Genomic DNA, 18,666 nt, shown 5'->3' on the forward strand with positions numbered 1-18,666 from the left:
AGGAGTCAGTCATGGATGCCCAAACCCTTCGCGCCGAAACCTTCAAGGCCCTGCACGAGCGCGATCGCGCGTTCGTGATGCCCAACCCGTGGGACGCCGGCTCGGCGATCATGCTCGCCAGCCTCGGCTTTGAAGCCCTCGCCACCACCAGTGCGGGGTACGCGTTCAGCCTGGGCCGCCCGGATGCCGAGGGTGCATTGTCATTGGACGACACCCTGGTGAATGCCGGCATGATTGCCCGGGCCACAGCGTTGCCAGTGGCAGCCGACCTCGAAAACGGTTTCAGCGACACGCCCGAAGGCTGTGCCCAGACCATCCTGCGTGCGGCGGCGACCGGTATCGTCGGCGGCTCTATCGAAGATGCCACGGGCATTGCCGTCGACCCGATCTACCCTTTTGATTTGTCTGTCGAGCGTGTGGAAGCGGCTGTTGCCGCGGCCCGTAGCCTGCCGTTTCCCTTCATGCTGACGGCGCGCGCAGAAAACCTGCTGCATGGCCGCCTGGATCTGCCCGATACCCTGCGCCGCCTGCAAGCCTACGCCGAGGCCGGCGCCGACGTGTTGTACGCACCGGGCCTGCGCAGTGCCGAGGAGGTGCTGGCGGTGGTCAAGGCCGTTGCGCCCAAGCCGGTGAATGTGCTGATGTCCGGCGGCCTGAAACTCAGCGTGGCGCAACTGAGCGAGATGGGCGTCAAGCGCATCAGCGTTGGCTCCGCCATGGCGTTGGCGGCCTATGGTGAGTTCTACCGGGCGGCGCAGGAGGTGTTTGAGTCGGGCACTTTTACCTTCACCGAGCGTTCGATGTCGTATAGCCAGGCCAGCCAATTCTTCAAGAAATGATCGGTGCGTTGTTTCAAGTTCACGCGTGGGCTGCTGTTGCTGGCGGCTGCCTGCGCGTTGGGCTTACGCCGCCAGGCGCAGGTTCTGGGTGACCAGTGGGCGCGCCCAGTAGTAGTCGAAGTCCAGGGCCTTCTGCTGGGCCGCGAGTTCTTCGCTCGGGTACGGCGTGGCCGGTGGTGGCAGCAGGTCCAGTTCGAACTCGGCAATCGGCAGGTGCAGTGGACGCGGTTCCGGCGCTGGGCCTGGCTCGGGTAGCGGCTGGCCTGCGGTCAGGACAAGCGGGCGTACCCAGCTGCTTTCAAAGTCTTGCTGGCGCTGCTGGGCGACGATTTCTTCCGCTGGAAACGGGCTGGCCGGCGGGGGCAGCAAGTCGGTTTCGAATTCCGCGATCGGCAGGAACAGTGGCTCAGGTGGGGCGATTTCGGTGTCTTTTACATCGCATTCACGCTGGGTGAGGATTTGCGACAACAGGTCCGCGCCTTCGCTGGGTTCAACCGCAGGATCCACCGGAGCCGGCGCCTTGGCGGCGAGCGCGTCCGGCGTATCGCCGAGCTGCTCGGCCAACGCTCGGGCGAAGAAGTCCTGCCACACATGACTCACCCCGGCCAGCGCTTGAGTATTGCGCAGGCCGTAGTGGTTATGGGTCGGCAGTACACCGATGGTTAGGGGAAGAATGTCTGACATTTTTCTCGGTCGACGCTCAGCTCTGGCAAAATACCTGACTGTTGTTTTTATCGGCCGTTGTTTGCCGATCCTTAATATTTTTGAGCGTAGCGATTGATGAGCGAACAACCAGCGGCCAGCCGCATTCGGGTCGAGGCCTTGGCCGAGGGTTTCCAGGCCCGCGCCGAGCAGTGGGCTGAGCAGCTTGGCTTGCCTCTGCAACTGACGGAGGCGGATTTCTCCCTGCAAGTGGGTGAGCATGGCCTGCAATTGCAACAGCTCGGGCCCGAGGCGCCGGGGCCGGTGCGTGTGGATTTTGTCGAAGGGGGAGCGGCCCATCGGCGCTTATACGGCGGGGGCAGCGGGCAAATGATCGCCAAGGCCGTGGGCGTTGCCCAAGGCGTGCGCCCACGGGTGCTGGATGCTACGGCGGGGCTGGGCAAGGACGCGTTCGTACTCGCCAGCCTGGGTTGTACCATGAGCCTGATCGAGCGCCAGCCGCTGATCGGCGCCTTGCTCGAAGATGGCCTGGCGCGCGGTGCGCAGGACTTTGAAGTAGCACCGATCGTGGCACGCATGGCGTTGCTCAAGGGCAACTCCATCGATGTAATGCTCAATTGGCAGGGCGAGCCGCCTCAGGTGATCTATCTCGATCCGATGTTCCCACACCGTGAGAAAACTGCCCTGGTTAAGAAGGAAATGCGCTTGTTCCGGCCATTGGTGGGGGATGATCCGGATGCGCCGGCCTTGCTCGCGGCGGCGCTGGCGCTGGCCAGCCATCGGGTGGTGGTCAAGCGCCCGCGCAAGGCTCCATGTATCGAAGGACCGAAGCCGAGCCATGCGTTGGATGGCAAGTCCAGCCGGTATGACATTTATCCCAAGAAAGCGCTCAAGCCTTAAACGTATCCAGAGTGTCTTTGTGGCGAGCGGGCTTGGTGGCGAGCGGGCTTGCCCCGCGTTGGGCTGCGCAGCAGCCCCAGTAAGAACACCACGTTTACTCAGGTAGACCTAGGCGTAGGGTTTTGGGGCTGCTGCGCAGCCCAACGCGGGACAAGCCCGCTCGCCACAACAAGCCCGCTCAAGCCCACTCAAACTCTATAGGCCCGCATAAACAACCCCACTACCTCCTGCACATGGGCTTCGGCCGCTTCTTCGCTCAGCCGGTCACCACAGCCATACAGCAAACAGAAATTCGCCGCGCCCTTGAGCAGGCAGAAGAAGTGCTCGGCCGCGACCAGCGGTTTATCGATGTTCAGGGCACCGCTCTGATCAATCCGGCTGAGCAGGCGCTCCATGCCCTGCAACATGCGCATGGGCCCGGCTTCAAAGAAAATCTGTGAGAGTTTCACGTCCTGGTTGCCGGTGGTCATCATCAGGCGATGCAGGTTCACCGACTCCTCGCTGTTGATCAGTCGATGGAACCCGCGCGCGATATTCAGCAGCACCGTCTGCACAGGCACGCCCTCCGGCAGCTCGAAATACATTACCGGCAACTGTTCTTCGCACTTGGCCACCACGGCCGCGGTGAACAAGGTCTCTTTGTCGGTGAAGTGGCTGTAGACGGTCAGTTTCGACACGCCGGCCTCAAGGGCCACGGCATCCATGCTGGTGTTGGCGTAGCCATTGCTCAAAAACAGGATTTTCGCTGCTTCGAGGATTGCCTGGCGTTTTGCCATGTCCTTGGGACGCCCAGGGCTATTGGTGGATACAGGATTGTCGGACATTTTTACCTTTAATACTGGACTGGCGAGTTTGGTATTAATAACATACCGGCAAGTATAATTATTCCTAGCTCCATTTGCGAAAGGTCCTTCAGCATGCGCAGCTCTTTCCTGCCTCTTGCGTTGCCAGCCAGCCTGGTCTTCCTATTGGCCGCCTGTGGCCATGAAGAAGCGACCCCAACGTCCATTCGCCCGGCCATGGTGGTGCAACCGCAGCCATCGGCGCAGGCGATGGACAGCTATCCCGGGGAGGTGCGCGCCCGTTATGAGCCTGACCTGGCCTTTCGAATCGGCGGCAAAGTCAGCAAGCGGCTGGTGGAGGAGGGCGAGCGCGTCAAGGCCAACCAGGCGCTGGCGGAACTCGATCCCCAGGATGTGCGCCTGCAATTGGAGGCCACCCGTGCCCAAGTCGCGGCCGCCGAGGCCAACCTGAGCCTGGTGCGTGCCGAACGTGATCGCTACAAGACCCTGATGGACCGTCAGATGGTCAGTCGCTCCCAGTACGACAATTCGGAAAATCTCTACCGCTCAGGTGTTGCACGCCTCAAGCAGATCAAGGCCGAGTTCGACGTGGCCAATAACCAGGCCGGCTACGCCGTGTTGCGTGCGCCACAGGACGGTGTGGTCGCCAAGCGCGTGGTGGAAGTCGGCCAAGTGGTATCCGCCGGCCAGACCGTGTTTACCCTGGCCACCGACGGTGAGCGAGAAGTGCTGATCAGCCTGCCCGAACAAGGCTTTGGTCGGTTCAAGGTCGGCCAACCGGTAGCGGTCGAGTTGTGGAGCCAGCCAGACCAGCGGTTTGCCGGACGTATACGTGAACTGTCCCCCGCCGCCGATCCAAAATCACGCACCTTTGCCGCCCGAGTCGCGTTCACCAGCGGCAAAGTCCCGGCCGAACTGGGCCAGAGTGCTCGCGTATTCATACAGGCCGACGGCGTTGTTCCGCTGTCGGTCCCGCTGTCTGCCCTCAGCGCGGAAAACGGTGCTTCCTACGTCTGGCGCGTACTGGCGGACAACTCCCTTAAGCGCACCCCGGTTCGTATCGGCGCCTTCGGTGAAAAAACCGTGCCGGTTCTGGAAGGGCTGAGCCCCTCTGACTGGGTGATTGCCGCCGGCGTGCACGTGCTCCATGAGGGCCAGCAAGTGCGCCCGGTGGATCGCTCCAACCGTGTCGTGAACCTGGCGGCCAACAAGGAGTAGTCCCCGATGGGTTTCAATCTTTCCGAATGGGCGTTGCGTAATCGCCAGATCGTACTGTTCCTGATGATACTTCTGGCAGTGGTCGGCACCTTGTCCTACACCAAGCTGGGGCAAAGCGAAGACCCGCCGTTTACCTTCAAGGCCATGGTGATCAAAACCAATTGGCCAGGGGCCACCGCCCAGGAAGTCTCGCGCCAGGTTACCGAGCGCATCGAGAAAAAGCTGATGGAGACCGGCGAGTACGAACGCATCGTTTCGTTCTCGCGCCCCGGTGAGTCCCAGGTCACTTTTATCGCCCGTGACGCCATGCGCTCGGCGCAGATTCCCGAGCTGTGGTACCAGGTGCGCAAGAAGATCAGCGATATTCGCCAGACCTTGCCGCCGGATATCCAGGGGCCGTTTTTCAACGACGAGTTCGGTACCACGTTCGGCAATATCTACGCCCTGACTGGCGACGGCTTCGACTACGCCGTGCTCAAGGACTACGCCGACCGCATCCAGATTCAGCTGCAACGCGTACCCGATGTGGGCAAGGTGGAGCTGCTGGGCCTGCAGGACGAGAAGATCTGGATTGAACTGTCCAACCTCAAGCTTGCCACCCTCGGCTTGCCCCTGGCGGCGGTGCAACAGGCGTTGCAGGAACAGAATGCGGTCTCCACCGCCGGTTTCTTTGAAACACCGAGTGAACGTGTGCAGCTGCGGGTCTCCGGCAACTTCAAGACGGTCGAAGAGATCCGTGATTTCCCGATTCGGGTGGGTGATCGGACCTTCCGTATTGGCGATGTCGCCGAGATCCACCGCGGCTTCAACGACCCACCGGCACCGCGCATGCGCTTTATGGGCGACGACGCCATCGGCCTGGCGGTGGCGATGCGCGACGGTGGCGACATCCTGGTGCTGGGCAAGGCGCTGGAAGGGGAATTCGCACGCTTGCAGAAGAATCTCCCGGCAGGCATGCAGTTGCGCAAGGTGTCGGACCAGCCGGCGGCGGTGAAAACCGGTGTCGGAGAATTCGTTCAGGTGCTGGCCGAAGCGTTGGCCATTGTATTGCTGGTGAGTTTCTTCTCCCTCGGCGTACGCACTGGCATGGTGGTCGCCCTGGCGATTCCGTTGGTGCTGGCGATGACCTTTGCCACCATGTATTACCTCGGCATCGGCTTGCACAAGATTTCCCTCGGCGCCTTGGTATTGGCCCTGGGCTTGCTGGTGGATGATGCAATTATCGCCGTGGAAATGATGGCGATCAAAATGGAGCAGGGCTACGACCGGCTCAAGGCCGCCAGTTTCGCCTGGACCAGCACCGCATTCCCGATGCTCACCGGTACGTTGATCACGGCGGCCGGCTTCCTGCCCATTGCTACGGCGCAATCGAGTACCGGCGAATACACCCGCTCGATCTTCCAGGTGGTGACCATTGCGCTGCTGGCGTCATGGGTGGCGGCGGTGGTGTTTGTGCCGTATCTGGGGGAAAAACTCCTACCGGACCTGGCGAAGATTCATGCGGCCAAACACGGCGTCGACGGCCCGGATCCCTACGGCACGCCGTTCTACCAGCGCGTCAGGCGTTTGGTGGAGTGGTGCGTGCAGCGGCGTAAAACCGTCATTGTGCTGACCCTGCTGCTGTTTATCGGCTCGGTGGCGCTGTTCCGTTTTGTACCGCAACAGTTCTTCCCGGCTTCTGGCCGCCTGGAACTGATGGTCGACCTGAAACTCGCCGAAGGCGCTTCCCTGAGCAGCACCGCCGACCAGGTCAAACGGCTCGAAGCCTTGCTGAAGGAACATGCCGGCATCGACAACTACGTGGCCTATGTGGGCACCGGTTCGCCGCGGTTCTACCTGCCTCTGGACCAGCAATTACCCGCCGCCAGCTTTGCCCAATTTGTGGTGCTGGCCAAAACCATCGAAGAACGCGAAAGCCTGCGCACCTGGCTGATCGAAACCCTCAACGAACAATTCCCCGCCCTGCGCTCGCGCGTTACCCGCCTGGAGAACGGCCCTCCCGTGGGCTACCCGGTGCAGTTTCGCGTGACCGGTGAACATATCGAAGAGGTCCGCGCCCTGGCACGCAAGGTGGCGGCCAAGGTGCGCGAAAATCCCCACGTGGCCAATGTGCACCTGGACTGGGAAGAGCCGAGTAAAATCGTCTACCTCAATATCGACCAGGACCGCGCCCGTGCCCTTGGCGTGAGCACCGCCAACTTGTCGAAGTTCCTGCAGAGCTCCTTGACCGGCTCCAGCGTCAGCCAATTCCGGGAGGACAACGAGTTGATCGAAATCCTCCTGCGCGGCACCGTGCATGAACGTACAGAACTGTCGTTGTTGCCGAGCCTCGCCGTGCCCACCGACAACGGCAGGAGCGTGGCCCTGTCGCAGATCGCGACCCTCGAATATGGCTTCGAAGAAGGCATCATCTGGCACCGCAACCGCCTGCCGACGGTGACCGTGCGCGCGGACATCTACGGTAAGGAACAACCGGCGACCCTGGTCCAGCAGATCCTGCCGACCCTGGAAGGCGTACGTGCCGAGTTGCCGGACGGCTATCTGTTGGACGTCGGCGGTACCGTCGAAGACTCCGCCCGTGGGCAGAACTCGGTCAAGGCCGGCGTGCCGCTGTTCATCGTGGTGGTGCTGACCCTGCTGATGCTGCAATTGCGCAGTTTCTCACGCACGGCGATGGTATTTCTGACGGCGCCGTTGGGCTTGATCGGCGTGACATTGTTCCTGTTGGTATTCCGCCAACCCTTCGGTTTTGTGGCCATGCTCGGCACTATCGCGTTGTCGGGGATGATCATGCGTAACTCGGTGATCCTGGTGGATCAGATCGAACAGGACATCAAGGCTGGCCTGGCGCCGTGGCAGGCGATTATCGAAGCCACCGTCCGACGCTTCCGGCCGATCGTTCTCACAGCGCTGGCGGCGGTGCTGGCAATGATCCCGCTGTCTCGCAGTGTGTTCTTCGGGCCGATGGCGGTGGCGATCATGGGCGGGTTGATTGTGGCGACGGCGTTGACGCTATTGTTCCTGCCGGCCCTGTATGCTGCGTGGTTCCGAGTGAGGAAGGACGACGCGTAATCATGTTGGCCACCGTTTCAGCCTTGATGTTGCTACTGCTTGCCCCTGGCCCCACCAACACCCTGCTGTTCCGTGCCGGGGTGTTGTTCGGGTTCAGGGCGTCATGGCGGTTGGCGTTTATCGAATGCCTGGCTTACCTGCTGCAGGTCACGGTATGGGGCGTTGCATTGCTCTATCTGGCCGCCTATTCACCGTGGGCGCTGAAGGCGACACAACTGGCCGCGGCTTGCTACCTGCTGTATGTGTCTTGCAAGCTCTGGCAACGTAAAAGCAGTGACGTGGGTGCGGGCAAGGACCGCTTCACCGGGCTGTATTTCTTTGCCATGACGGTCATGAACCCAAAGGGTTTGCTGATGGTGTCGTTTATTGCGCCAGCCGACGCCTTTACTACTGCGCCAGGTTATGTCGCCTTCATGGGGACTTTGGCGTTGGTGGTGGTCCCGGTGGGGGCTGCGTGGGTGCTACTGGGAAGCCGATTCGAAGGGATGCCGAAGAGCTGGCTGACGCCATTGAAGATCAACCGTGCGACATCGGTTGCGATCGGTTGCTTCGCCACCCTGATGATGGGGCGACTGGCTGATTCGGTCATGCATTAGGATCGTTCCCCGTTGCAGGGAACGATCCTCTCGCAGCTTACAGCGCGCCAAACACCTTCTTCGCCAAACTGGTGGCCGCCGCCGCCGGGTTCTTGCGAATGGTTTCTTCCTGTTGCGCAATCATCTTGAACAAACCGTCCAGCGCCTGCTCGGTCACGTAGTTCTCGACATTGGCGCTCTTGGCGTCGACCGCACCGAAGGCCGCAGCCTTGCCAGCCAGGGCGTTGTACTGCTGGGCCACGCCGACCTTGTCGGTGGCGGCCTTGACGATCGGCAGGAACTTGGCGCGAATTTGTTCGCGGCTGCTTTTGTTCAAGTACTGGGTGGCCGAGTCCTGGCCGCCGGTGAGGATGCCCTTGGCGTCGGTCACGCTCATGTTTTTCACGGCGTTCACCAGGATTGGCTGGGCTTGGGTCACGGCCGTTTCAGCCGCTTTGTTCATGCTGTCTTCCAGTTGAGTGACCTGATCACCCAGCCCGAACATTTTCAGCTTGTCGGCGACTTTGCCCAGCTTGCCCGGCAAGCCGATCTTCACTTCGGGGTTGTTGCTGAAGCCACCGGGCACGCCCAGCTGTTTCACGGCAATCTGTGCGCCTTGGGTCAGTGCGTCCTTGAGGCCGCCGCTGGCGTCGCCCTGGGACAGGCTGCCAAGGTCCAAGGCCATGGCGTTGGCGCCGAGCAGCAGGCCGGCGCACAGGGCAGTGAGGCGAAGGGAGTTACGGAGCATGGGCGCTTCCTTATGTTCGATGAATTCAGTGAGCGACCGCATCAACCCGCAGGCGCAGCGGTTGTGGGTCTTGGCCGTTGAGCTGCACGGCGTGCCGTTCGGTGGTGATAAACAGTAGCTTGCCATCCAGTTCGATGCGAGCGCTGAGCGAATAACTGTGGCCCGGCTTGACCTGGGCGGGGTCGTAGCTCAGGTGAAACGGCAACGGCACCTGGCCTTTGACCGGGCCTTTTTGCTCGGCCAGGGTCACGGCGGGCGCATCCGCCAGGGACACGTCCTGCAGGCTGACACTCAAGGTCGCGGTCGGCGGCAGGGCGATGCGTTGCAGGTAGAAGACCTCGCCGTCGAGGCTGGCCTTGGGCGCAGGGTGCATGGATTGGCAGGCTCCGAGCAGGGCGGTGAGGCCCAGGAGAATGATTTTTTTCATGGTGCGGCTCCTTGTAAGCGGCACCGGAATCCTTCCGGTGCCTTATTCAATCTAGCGGCTTTCTTCAGGCTTGAGGGCGGCAGGTTCGACCGACGCTTCCCCTGCACCATCCACGCGATGCAAGGCCACTTGGCGGATCGACAAGCGAATTTCGGCCGGCAGCACGCGCTTGGCGGCGCCTTCAGCCAGTTCGCCGAGCAGGTCGTGATAGCTCAATTTGCCGGCTTCATCGCGGCGCAGCACATCCTGCTCCAGCAGCGTCTGGATAAAATGTCGGAAAAGGCTCTTGTCGAAGAACTCCGGAGCATTGAGGCCATGCAGGATCGACAAGCGCTGGGCCATGATCGTGCACAGGTCTTCCAGCTCTTCGGCGCTGATACTGTTCTGGCCACTGTTGAGCAACAGCGAGATCGCCATGTAGAAGCGTTGCAGGGTCTGGGCGATGCTCTTGGACAGCAGCGTCAGCAATACAAAGTGCCGTGAACTCGGTGCCGGGCGCAGGTATACGTCGTTTTCGAAGCGCAGCAGCCCTTGCTCGATGAACGCTTCCAGCCACTGGTCGATCACCGTATCCAACTCTTCCAGCGACCAGCGGATAAACAGCTCCGATTGCAGGTACGGATACAGCGCGTGGGTGTAGCGCAGGATCTGCTCGCGGCTCATGCGCGAACTGCTCTGGAAGAAGCTCGCCAGCAGCGCCGGCAGGGCGAAGATGTGCAGTACGTTGTTGCGGTAGTAGGTCATCAGGACAGCATTCTGCTCGTCCAGGTACAGGATTTTGCCCAGGGCATCGCTCTGTTCCGACAACAGGTCCATGTCCTTGACGTGCTTGATCAGCGCCATGCCGTCGCCTTCGGGCAGCGTGGTATGGGGCGAGTAGGGCACGCGGCGCAACAGCGCCAGGTACAGGTCCAACTGACGGGCCATGGCCTGTTCGTCCAGGGCCAGGCGCGTGGTGGACAGCAACGCCAGGGCCACCAGGTTCACCGGGTTGACTGCCGCGGCTTCGTTCAAATGCCGCGCTACCTGTTCGCCGAGGCGGTTGGTGGTTTCGTTGAGCCACGCCGGCTTGTAGTTCGGGCCCAGCTCCTGGGCGCGCCAGTCGGGTTGTTCGGCATCGAGGAATTCCGCCAGCTTGATCGGCTCGCCAAAGTTGACCGCGACTTGGCCAAAACGCTGCTTGAGCGCGCCGACCACTTTGAAAATATCGAAGATCGATTCTTTCTTTTTGCTCGCGCCACGCAGTTCGCCGAGGTAAGTGCGGCCTTCGAGTACGCGTTCATAGCCGATATACACCGGCACGAACACAATCGGCATGCGCGAGGAGCGCAGGAAGCTGCGCAGGGTGATTGCCAGCATGCCGGTTTTCGGTTGCAGCATGCGCCCGGTGCGCGAGCGCCCGCCTTCGACGAAGTACTCCACCGGGAAGCCCTTGGTGAACAGGGTGTGCAGGTATTCGTTGAACACCGAGGTGTACAGCGGGTTGCCCTTGAAGGTGCGGCGCATGAAAAACGCACCGCCACGGCGCAGCAGGCTGCCGATCACCGGCATGTTCAGGTTGATCCCGGCGGCGATGTGCGGCGGGGTCAGGCCATTCTTGAACAGCAGGTAGGACAGCAGCAGGTAGTCGATATGGCTGCGGTGGCATGGGACATAGATAACTTCGTAGCCCTGGGCAACTTTTTGCACGCCTTCGATGTTATTGACCTTGATGCCGTCGTAGATCTTGTTCCAGAACCAACTCAGCACCACTTCCAGGAAGCGGATCGCGGTGTAGGTGTAGTCCGAGGCAATCTCGTTGCCGTAGCGCAACGCCTGGGCCTTGGCCTTTTCGGGGCTGATCTTTTCGCGCTCGGCTTCGTCGGCGATGGCTTGGCGCACCAGCGGCATATTCACCAGGCCCTTCACCAGATTGCGGCGGTGGGACAGGTCGGGGCCGATGACAGCGGTTTTCAGGTTACGAAAGTGCACACGCAGGATGCGCTGGGCCATTCGCACGGTGCGTTCGTGACCTTTATTGTGCTCGATCAATTCACGCAGGTTGATGGGCGCGGAGAATTGCACGCGGGTCTTGCGCCCGAGGATCAGGATGCTCAACAAACGACGCAGACGCCCGGTGACGGCCCAACTGTCGGCAAACAGCAGTTTCCACGGGCTGGACTCGCTCTCGGGTGACTGCCCCCAGAACACGCTGACCGGAATGATTTGTGCATTCTCTTCGGCGTGCGCGGTGAGGGTGTCGACCAGGCGGGTCAGGGTTGGCGGCGCGCCGCGCTTGTCCTGGCGGCCGAGCCAATCGGGCTCGGGCGTGAGGTAGAAGAATGCCGCGGGCTCCATCAGCGGGCCCACCGACACCGGCAACACCGGGCGCGGCAGGCCGGCCTTGGTGCACTCGGCGTCGACTACGGCCAGTTCGGTCAGGGAGGGCGATTGCAGGACATAGAACACCGGTCGGCTGCGGTCGAGGTTAAGGGTTAGGGACGACTGGTTGATCGTCTCCGAGCGAACCCAGAGGTACAACAGTCGGCGCAAGGTGCCAAACACCAGACGGCGGAACGGGGAGCGGGTCATAGGCGAGCTGCTTCAAGTGGGAAAAACCGAGCAGGCGCTCGGGCGGGTAGTGTGCCGTATTCGCCGAAAATCGGCAAAAAAGCAGCGATGTAAACTTGAGTTGATCGTTTTGGAGCCTGTCTTATACTCGGCAGTTCAACGCGACCGACTCAACAATAACAATCAAGTGGGGGTGAACAGATGGCAACGCGTGAAACCGGTAATGTGAAGTGGTTCAACGACGCCAAGGGCTATGGCTTTATTCAGCGCGAGGACGGTAAGGATGTGTTTGTGCACTACCGCGCCATTCGTGGTGAGGGCCACCGTTCCCTGGCCGAGGGCCAGCAGGTGGAATACGCCGTGGTGAGCGGCGAGAAGGGCTTGCAGGCAGAGGATGTGGTCGGTTTGTAATGCGGATTTGTTACACCGCAGAACCCATGTGGGAGGGGGCTTGCCCCCGATTGCGGAGTGTCAGTCACTGAATACATTGGCTGATACACCGCTATCGGGGGCAAGCCCCCTCCCACATGTTGATTGTGGTTTACCGCTCAGGCTCAGGCAGTTTTCCAGGTGATCTGCTCTTCACCGTCTGTGCTGATGCGAATCCAGGTGTCGGCGCTTTCCTCACCTTCCTCCTCGACCCAGCTCCCTGGCGCGCAGCGCACTTCCACATTTAGCGCAGCAAACGCAGCGCGGGCGCAGGCAATGTCGTCTTCCCACGGCGTCTGGTCACTTTCCAGATACAGGCTGTTCCACTTGCCTACGGCTTTCGGCAGCCAGGTCACGGGCACGTTGCCGGCCTTGCACTTGTAGGTCTGACCCTTCTGCACCCAGTCGCTGCACGGGCCGAGGGCGGCGCCCAGCCAGGCGGCAATGGCCTTGTGGTCGACGTCGGCGTCCTTCAGGTAAATCTCGATATCGGGTTGGCGCATGGATGTTCCTCGTTGCGGGATTCGAAAATCCATTCGCGGATGCTTAGGGGGGGGCGCAGTGCCCGAAAAGTCGGTTATTGAAGCACGAAATAATCGTAACGCATCGATACGGTGACCCGCAGCGGTTCGACGGCCTCAATCACCTCGCTACGGCGCTCGGCACTGGCGCGCCAGCCGTGGGGCGTCATGGCCAGCAGGTTAGCGCGGTCCTTGGGCTCAGCCAGGCTCAGGGTGAACTCCAGGGTCTCGCTGTGCGCCAGGCTCATGCCGTCCGGTACCAGGGCCAGGTGCTTGTCGTCGGTGTATTCGCGCACTTCGTCGTACAGGCGCTCGCGCAGTTCCATCAGGTGGCCGCGGGTGGGGCCGACTTTCATCAAGCCGCCGCCGGGGCTGAGCAGGCGTTTGGCCTCTTGCCAGTCCAACGGGCTGAACACACTGGCGAGAAACTGGCAGCTGGCATCGGCCAAGGGTACGCGGGCCATGCTGGCGATCAACCAGGTCAGCGCCGGGTTGCGCTTGCACGCACGCTTGACCGCTTCCTTGGAGATATCCAGGGCGTAGCCGTCGGCGTGGGGCAGGGCGTCGGCGATCTGTGCGGTGTAGTAACCCTCGCCACAGCCGATATCCACCCAGCGTTGCGGCGCGCGTTCGGCGGCCAGTTCGGCCAGGCGCTTGGCCACCGGGGCGTAGTGCCCGGCGTTGAGGAAGTCGCGGCGCGCCTCGACCATCGCCAGGTTATCGCCCGGGTCGCGGCTGTTCTTGTGCTGCACCGGCAACAGGTTCAGATAACCCTGGCGCGCACGGTCAAAACGGTGCCCGGCGGGGCACGCCACGCCATTGTCCACCGCGTTGAGCGGTGCGCTGCAAATGGGGCAGGCCAGCATCAGGCGAGCAACTTGATCAGGGTCTGGTAGTAGATTTCGGTGAGCACGTCGAGGTCGCTGGCCAGGATGCGTTCGTTGACCTGGTGGATCGTCGCGTTCACCGGGCCCAGTTCGACCACCTGGGTACCCAGCGTGGCGATGAACCGTCCATCGGAGGTCCCGCCGCTGGTGGACGCCTGGGTCTCACGGCCGGTGATCGCCTTGATGCTCGCCGACACGGCGTCGAGCAGCGCGCCTGGCTCGGTGAGGAACGGCAGGCCCGACAGCGCCCATTCCACATGCCAGTCCAGGCCATGCTTGTCGAGAATCGCCGCGACCCGTTGTTGCAGGCCTTCGACGGTGGATTCGGTGGAGAAGCGGAAATTGAACACCGCCGTCAGGTCACCCGGGATCACGTTGGTGGCGCCAGTGCCGGAGTTGAGGTTGGAGATCTGGAAGCTGGTCGGCGGGAAGAATGCGTTGCCGTTGTCCCAATGCTCGGCGGCCAGTTCAGCCAGGGCTGGCGCGGCCAGGTGAATCGGGTTCTTTGCCAGGTGCGGGTAGGCCACGTGGCCTTGTACGCCGCGCACGGTCAGGGTGGCGCCGAGGGAGCCGCGACGGCCGTTCTTGACCACGTCGCCCACCAGAGCAGTGCTCGACGGTTCGCCGACGATGCACCAGTCCAGGCGTTCCTTGCGTGCCGCCAGGCGCTCGATCACGGCCTTGGTCCCGTGGTGCGCCGGGCCTTCTTCATCGCTGGTGATCAGGAAGGCGACCGAGCCCTTGTGGTCCGGGTAGTCCTTCACAAAGCGCTCGGAGGCAACCAGCATCGCGGCCAGGCTGCCTTTCATATCCGCCGCGCCGCGCCCGCAGAGCATGCCGTTTTCGTCGATCAGTGCGTCGAACGGGTCGTTTTGCCACGCCTGTACCGGGCCGGTCGGCACCACGTCGGTGTGGCCGGCAAAGCACAATACCGGGCCGTCATGCTTGCCGTGGGTGGCCCAGAAGTTGTCCACGTCTTCGATGCGCATCGGCTCCAGCGCAAAACCGGCGTCGCCCAGGCGCTGCATCATCAGCTTCTGGCAATCGGCGTCGATCGGCGTCACCGAGGGGCGACGGATCAGGTCGATGGCAAGTTGAAGGGTCGGCGAAAGATCGGCATGGGCCGTCATGGTAAAACTCCGGAAAGCGTGTAATGGGCGCAGGACGTAGGGTGGCGCAGATTCAGTGTGGGAGGGGGCTTGCCCCCGATGGCTGAGTGTCAGTCACTGCATCTGTTGACTGGCCCACCGCCATCGGGGGCAAGCCCCCTCCCACACAAAGCATTGGCCGAGGCCAAGACTCATAAAACGGCCGTTATCTTATAGCAAAACGGCGGCCAGAGGCCGCCGTTTAGTGCATTGCGCAAGTTTTTACGCGACGGTGACAGGCTCCACCTTCGGCGCCGGTTTCGGCAGCGACGACAGGAACGCCATGATCAATGCCGCCACGTACGGCAGCGATTGCACCAGCAGCATCACCACCCAGAAACGCATGTCATTGCTCGGCAGGCCCTGCACCAGGTAGATCCCCAGCGCCGCGCCCCACAACAGCAGCATGATGAACATTTCTTCGCGCGCTTCGGAAATCGCGACCCAAAAGCCGTGGTTATCCGCGTTTTTCGGTGTGCGAAAGAACGGAATGCTGGTGGTGAAGAAGCCATACAACACCGCCTTGGCGATGGTGTGGGACAACGCCAGGCCAGCCAGTGCGGCGCAGAACGCATCCTTGAGGTTCACCCCTACCGCACGGCGATACAGGAAAATGATCTTGCCAACCTTGAACACAAACAACGCCAACGGCGGGATCGCGAAAATCAACAGCGGCGGGTCGACCCGCGTCGGCACGATGATCATCGCCGCCGACCACAACAGCGCGCCGACGGTGAAGAAGATATTCATGCCATCTGCCACCCACGGCAACCAGCCCGCGAGGAAGTGGTAGCGCTGGCCACGGGTCAGCTCAGTGTCCTTGCCGCGCAACAGGCTGGCGGTGTGACGCTTGATGATCTGGATCGCGCCATAGGCCCAGCGGAAGCGCTGTTTCTTGAAGTCGATAAAGGTATCCGGCATCAGGCCCTTGCCGTAGCTGTCGTGGTAGTACGCCGCCGACAGGCCTTTCTCGAATACCCGCAGGCCCAGTTCGGCGTCTTCGCAGATGCACCAGTCGGCCCAGCCCAGTTCTTCGAGCACCGAGCGTCGGGTCATGGTCATGGTGCCGTGCTGGATGATCGCGTCGCGGTCGTTACGGGTGACCATGCCGATATGGAAGAAGCCTTTGTACTCGGCGTAGCAGAGCTTCTTGAAGGTGCTTTCGTTCTGGTCGCGGTAATCCTGCGGCGACTGCACCACGGCGATTTTCGGGTCAGCGAAGTGCGGCACCATGTGCTTGAGCCAGTTCGGCGACACGCAGTAGTCCGAGTCGATCACGGCGATCACTTCGGCATCCTTGGCGGTGTGCGGGATCAGGTAGTTCAGCGCGCCGCCCTTGAAGCCGGCCAGTGGGGCCACGTGGAAGAACTTGAAGCGCGGGCCGAGGGTGGCGCAATAGTCGCGCACCGGTTCCCACACGGCCGGGTCCTTGGTGTTGTTGTCGATGATCAGGACTTCGTAGTCCGGGTAATCGAGGGCGGCCAGGGCGTCGAGGGTCTGTTTGACCATATCCGGCGGCTCGTTGTAGCACGGCACATGGATCGACACTTTCGGGCGGTAGTCCGAATCCCCCACTACCGGCAGGAATTCACGCCGACGCTTGTGGGTCCATACCGCTTCTGCCAACTCGTGGGCTTCGGTCAGCAACACGATGAACACGCCCAGAGCGCCCAGGGCCAACAAGATGCCGACGGTCACGCTGAACCAGGTGCTGTATTGCTGGCTGTAGTCGTAGCCGATCCACACCAATACCGAACCGCAGAGGAACGCGATAAAGGTCAGGAAGGTGCGGCCACGCTGGCGCAGGGCCGAGCCGTCGATCATCAATAGGGTCAGGGACAGCAGTGCAAGCACCACCGATCCGATCGCCAGGACGCGCCATTGCGGGATCGCAACTACCGGCCCTTCGAAGTTGAACTTCTGCTGGCGCGCGGCGTTGTACACGCCCCAGTAAGCGCCGGCCGAACCTTCGTCGCTGACTTTCCAAGGCTGGTCGAAAGCCTCGATCACGAAGTAGTTATAGCCCTGGCGGTTCAGCTTGTTCACCAGCGTACGCAGGTAAATCGCCTGGTCTGCCGGGGACGATTCATTACCTCCGCGCATACGGCCGTTACTTGGCCAGCCAACTTCCGACAATAGCAGCGGTTTTTTCGGGAACAATTTCTTCAGATCCCTGGCGCGGTCGAGTACGTACTGGCCGGCCTTGTCCATCGGGATGTATTCCCAGAACGGCAGGATGTGCGCTGCAATCAGGTCGACGTGCTTGGCCAGTTGCGGGTTCTTTTCCCAGATATGCCATTGCTCGGAAGTGGTCACCGGTACTTTTACGGCGGCGCGCACCCGATCCAGCAGCACAATCAGCGCCTCGGGGGTGATCTCTTCACGGAACAACGCTTCGTTACCCACGACAACCCGCACGACGCTGCGCGAGCTGTTGGCGATCTCGATAGCCCGCTGGATTTCACGCTCGTTGCGTTCCAGGTCCGGGCTGATCCAGATCCCCAGGGTTACCCGCAGGCCGAACTCTTCCGCCAGCTTGGGGATGTCCCCCAGGGTGCCGTCGACCGAGTAGGTACGGATGTTGTCCGTCAGCTTGCTCATGATCTCCAGATCGCGACGCATCTGGTCGTCGGTCGGGTATTGGTCTTTCTGCGGGTACTGGCCTTGTTGAAACGGCGAGTAAGAAAAACCGGAGATCTGTTCAGGCCAGTTGGGGGTAGTGACCGGGCGGTTGATCAGCGCCCAGAAGCCGGTGAATAGCGCGGCAATTGCCAGCACCACCACCAGGTTGAGTCCAAATTTACGCGATGACATGGCGATTTCGGGTTCCAAAGGGTGTGGAACGAAAAGAGGTGTCGGCCTGCGCCGAACGGCGCGCATCCTACACCGGCGTCTCACTGAGCGTATAGCAGACAGCGAAAAGCCGGACGTTAGTCCGCGAATGTTCACCTAAGTTCTTTACTTGTAGCTTGAAGCTTAGAACTTGTCGCGGTGTGGCCCTATAATGCGCGCCGGTTTTTGGGGTAATGGTCATGAGCACAGAAGATCCGCGGTTTGCAGGCGTCGCCCGTTTGTATGGCATTGAAGGCCTGGACCGCTTGAAGGCGGCCCATGTGGCGATCGTCGGCGTCGGCGGTGTCGGCTCTTGGGCGGCGGAAGCCATCGCCCGTTGCGGCGTAGGAGAGATATCGCTGTTCGACCTGGACGATGTCTGCGTCAGCAACAGCAATCGCCAATTGCACGCTCTCGACAGTACCGTGGGCAAACCCAAGGTCGAGGTCATGGCCGAGCGCCTGCGCGGCATCAACCCGGACTGCACCGTGCATGCGGTAGCAGACTTCGTGACCCGTGACACCATGGCCGAGTACATCACGCCGAACATTGATTGCGTGATCGACTGCATCGACGCGGTCAACGCCAAGGCCGCACTGATTGCCTGGTGCAAGCGCCGCAAGATCCAGATCATCACTACCGGTGGCGCCGGCGGGCAGATCGACCCGACGCTGATCCAGGTGTGCGACTTGAACCGCACCTTCAACGATCCCCTGGCCTCGAAAGTGCGCTCGACCCTGCGCCGTGACTATGGTTTCTCGCGTACCGTGACTCGTCATTACAGCGTGCCGTGCGTGTTTTCCACCGAGCAACTGCGCTATCCGAAGCCGGACGGCAGCATTTGTTTGCAGAAGAGCTTTGTCGGTGATGGCGTGAAACTGGACTGCGCCGGCGGGTTTGGCGCGGTGATGATGGTGACCGCGACCTTCGGCATGGTCGCGGCGACCAAGGCGGTGGACAAGATCGTGGCCGGGGTGCGTAGACCCTCGGAGCGGGTCAAACCCACCTGAGTCTCAGAACTTTACACCGTTCAAAATGTGGGAGGGGGCAAGCC

The 18,666-nt window shown here is 61.6% G+C and carries 16 protein-coding genes; 7 read left to right on the top strand and 9 right to left on the bottom strand.

The features are described 5' to 3' along the window. The first annotated feature begins 11 nt into the window (after nt 1-11). Nucleotides 12-839 carry an isocitrate lyase/PEP mutase family protein gene (locus tag ACODSV_RS08060; RefSeq protein ID WP_102625206.1) on the top strand — a complete coding sequence of 276 codons (828 nt, stop codon included), beginning with the start codon at nt 12-14 and terminating at the stop codon, nt 837-839. Between the two features lie 63 nt (nt 840-902). Here the strand turns inward: ACODSV_RS08060 and ACODSV_RS08065 are convergent, their stop codons facing one another. Continuing rightward, nucleotides 903-1,523, bottom strand: coding sequence for a hypothetical protein (locus ACODSV_RS08065; protein ID WP_024073803.1), 621 nt, complete (start codon nt 1,521-1,523; stop codon nt 903-905). Between the two features lie 96 nt (nt 1,524-1,619). On the opposite strand from ACODSV_RS08065, the gene ACODSV_RS08070 reads away from it, so the two are divergent. Further along, nucleotides 1,620-2,402 carry a class I SAM-dependent methyltransferase gene (locus tag ACODSV_RS08070; protein WP_024073804.1) on the top strand — a complete coding sequence of 261 codons (783 nt, stop codon included), beginning with the start codon at nt 1,620-1,622 and terminating at the stop codon, nt 2,400-2,402. Nucleotides 2,403-2,590: 188 nt separating this feature from the next. Here the strand turns inward: ACODSV_RS08070 and ACODSV_RS08075 are convergent, their stop codons facing one another. Further along, nucleotides 2,591-3,226 (bottom strand): TetR/AcrR family transcriptional regulator, encoded by a 636-nt coding sequence (locus tag ACODSV_RS08075; protein ID WP_024073805.1) that lies wholly within the window; start codon nt 3,224-3,226, stop codon nt 2,591-2,593. Between the two features lie 93 nt (nt 3,227-3,319). On the opposite strand from ACODSV_RS08075, the gene ACODSV_RS08080 reads away from it, so the two are divergent. The 3 genes from ACODSV_RS08080 to ACODSV_RS08090 are packed head-to-tail and all read left to right on the top strand — an operon-like array spanning nt 3,320 to nt 8,091. Then, nucleotides 3,320-4,423 carry an efflux RND transporter periplasmic adaptor subunit gene (locus tag ACODSV_RS08080; protein ID WP_102625511.1) on the top strand — a complete coding sequence of 368 codons (1,104 nt, stop codon included), beginning with the start codon at nt 3,320-3,322 and terminating at the stop codon, nt 4,421-4,423. A 6-nt stretch (nt 4,424-4,429) separates the two neighbouring features. After that, a complete protein-coding gene (locus tag ACODSV_RS08085; protein ID WP_024073807.1) occupies nt 4,430-7,495 on the top strand; it encodes an efflux RND transporter permease subunit in 3,066 nt (1,021 codons plus the stop codon). Nucleotides 7,496-7,497: 2 nt separating this feature from the next. Further along, nucleotides 7,498-8,091, top strand: coding sequence for a LysE family translocator (locus tag ACODSV_RS08090; protein ID WP_024073808.1), 594 nt, complete (start codon nt 7,498-7,500; stop codon nt 8,089-8,091). Nucleotides 8,092-8,128: 37 nt separating this feature from the next. Here the strand turns inward: ACODSV_RS08090 and ACODSV_RS08095 are convergent, their stop codons facing one another. From ACODSV_RS08095 to plsB, 3 genes are read right to left on the bottom strand one after another with little or no spacing between them, the layout of a single operon-like run. Continuing rightward, nucleotides 8,129-8,818 carry a DUF4197 domain-containing protein gene (locus ACODSV_RS08095; RefSeq protein ID WP_024073809.1) on the bottom strand — a complete coding sequence of 230 codons (690 nt, stop codon included), beginning with the start codon at nt 8,816-8,818 and terminating at the stop codon, nt 8,129-8,131. Nucleotides 8,819-8,843: 25 nt separating this feature from the next. Continuing rightward, nucleotides 8,844-9,245: a YbaY family lipoprotein gene (locus ACODSV_RS08100; protein WP_150095526.1), complete on the bottom strand. Its 402-nt coding sequence runs from the start codon at nt 9,243-9,245 to the stop codon at nt 8,844-8,846. Nucleotides 9,246-9,296: 51 nt separating this feature from the next. Beyond that, nucleotides 9,297-11,816, bottom strand: a complete 2,520-nt coding sequence (gene plsB, locus ACODSV_RS08105) for a glycerol-3-phosphate 1-O-acyltransferase PlsB (RefSeq protein ID WP_150054448.1) — start codon at nt 11,814-11,816, stop codon at nt 9,297-9,299. A gap of 180 nt (nt 11,817-11,996) precedes the next feature. Between plsB and ACODSV_RS08110 the strand changes: the two genes are divergently transcribed. After that, nucleotides 11,997-12,206, top strand: a complete 210-nt coding sequence (locus tag ACODSV_RS08110) for a cold-shock protein (protein WP_024073812.1) — start codon at nt 11,997-11,999, stop codon at nt 12,204-12,206. Between the two features lie 143 nt (nt 12,207-12,349). Here the strand turns inward: ACODSV_RS08110 and ACODSV_RS08115 are convergent, their stop codons facing one another. The 4 genes from ACODSV_RS08115 to ACODSV_RS08130 form a co-directional block, all read right to left on the bottom strand. Continuing rightward, the gene (locus ACODSV_RS08115; protein WP_024073813.1) at nt 12,350-12,727 is read right to left on the bottom strand and encodes a hypothetical protein; all 378 of its coding nucleotides are present in this window, start codon (nt 12,725-12,727) and stop codon (nt 12,350-12,352) included. Between the two features lie 74 nt (nt 12,728-12,801). Further along, a complete protein-coding gene (locus ACODSV_RS08120; RefSeq protein ID WP_024073814.1) occupies nt 12,802-13,611 on the bottom strand; it encodes a putative RNA methyltransferase in 810 nt (269 codons plus the stop codon). After that, entirely contained in the window at nt 13,611-14,762 is a 1,152-nt protein-coding gene (gene dapE, locus ACODSV_RS08125) for a succinyl-diaminopimelate desuccinylase (protein ID WP_024073815.1), read from the bottom strand. Before dapE ends, ACODSV_RS08120 begins: the two co-directional genes overlap by 1 nt. Before the next feature lie 240 nt (nt 14,763-15,002). Continuing rightward, nucleotides 15,003-17,594 (bottom strand): glycosyltransferase, encoded by a 2,592-nt coding sequence (locus ACODSV_RS08130; protein ID WP_024073816.1) that lies wholly within the window; start codon nt 17,592-17,594, stop codon nt 15,003-15,005. A gap of 218 nt (nt 17,595-17,812) precedes the next feature. Here ACODSV_RS08130 and tcdA point away from each other — a divergent pair, with 218 nt between their 5' ends. After that, the gene (tcdA, locus tag ACODSV_RS08135; protein ID WP_411736730.1) at nt 17,813-18,622 is read left to right on the top strand and encodes a tRNA cyclic N6-threonylcarbamoyladenosine(37) synthase TcdA; all 810 of its coding nucleotides are present in this window, start codon (nt 17,813-17,815) and stop codon (nt 18,620-18,622) included. The last annotated feature ends 44 nt before the right edge of the window (nt 18,623-18,666 follow it).

The organism is Pseudomonas sp. FG86 (assembly GCF_057808775.1).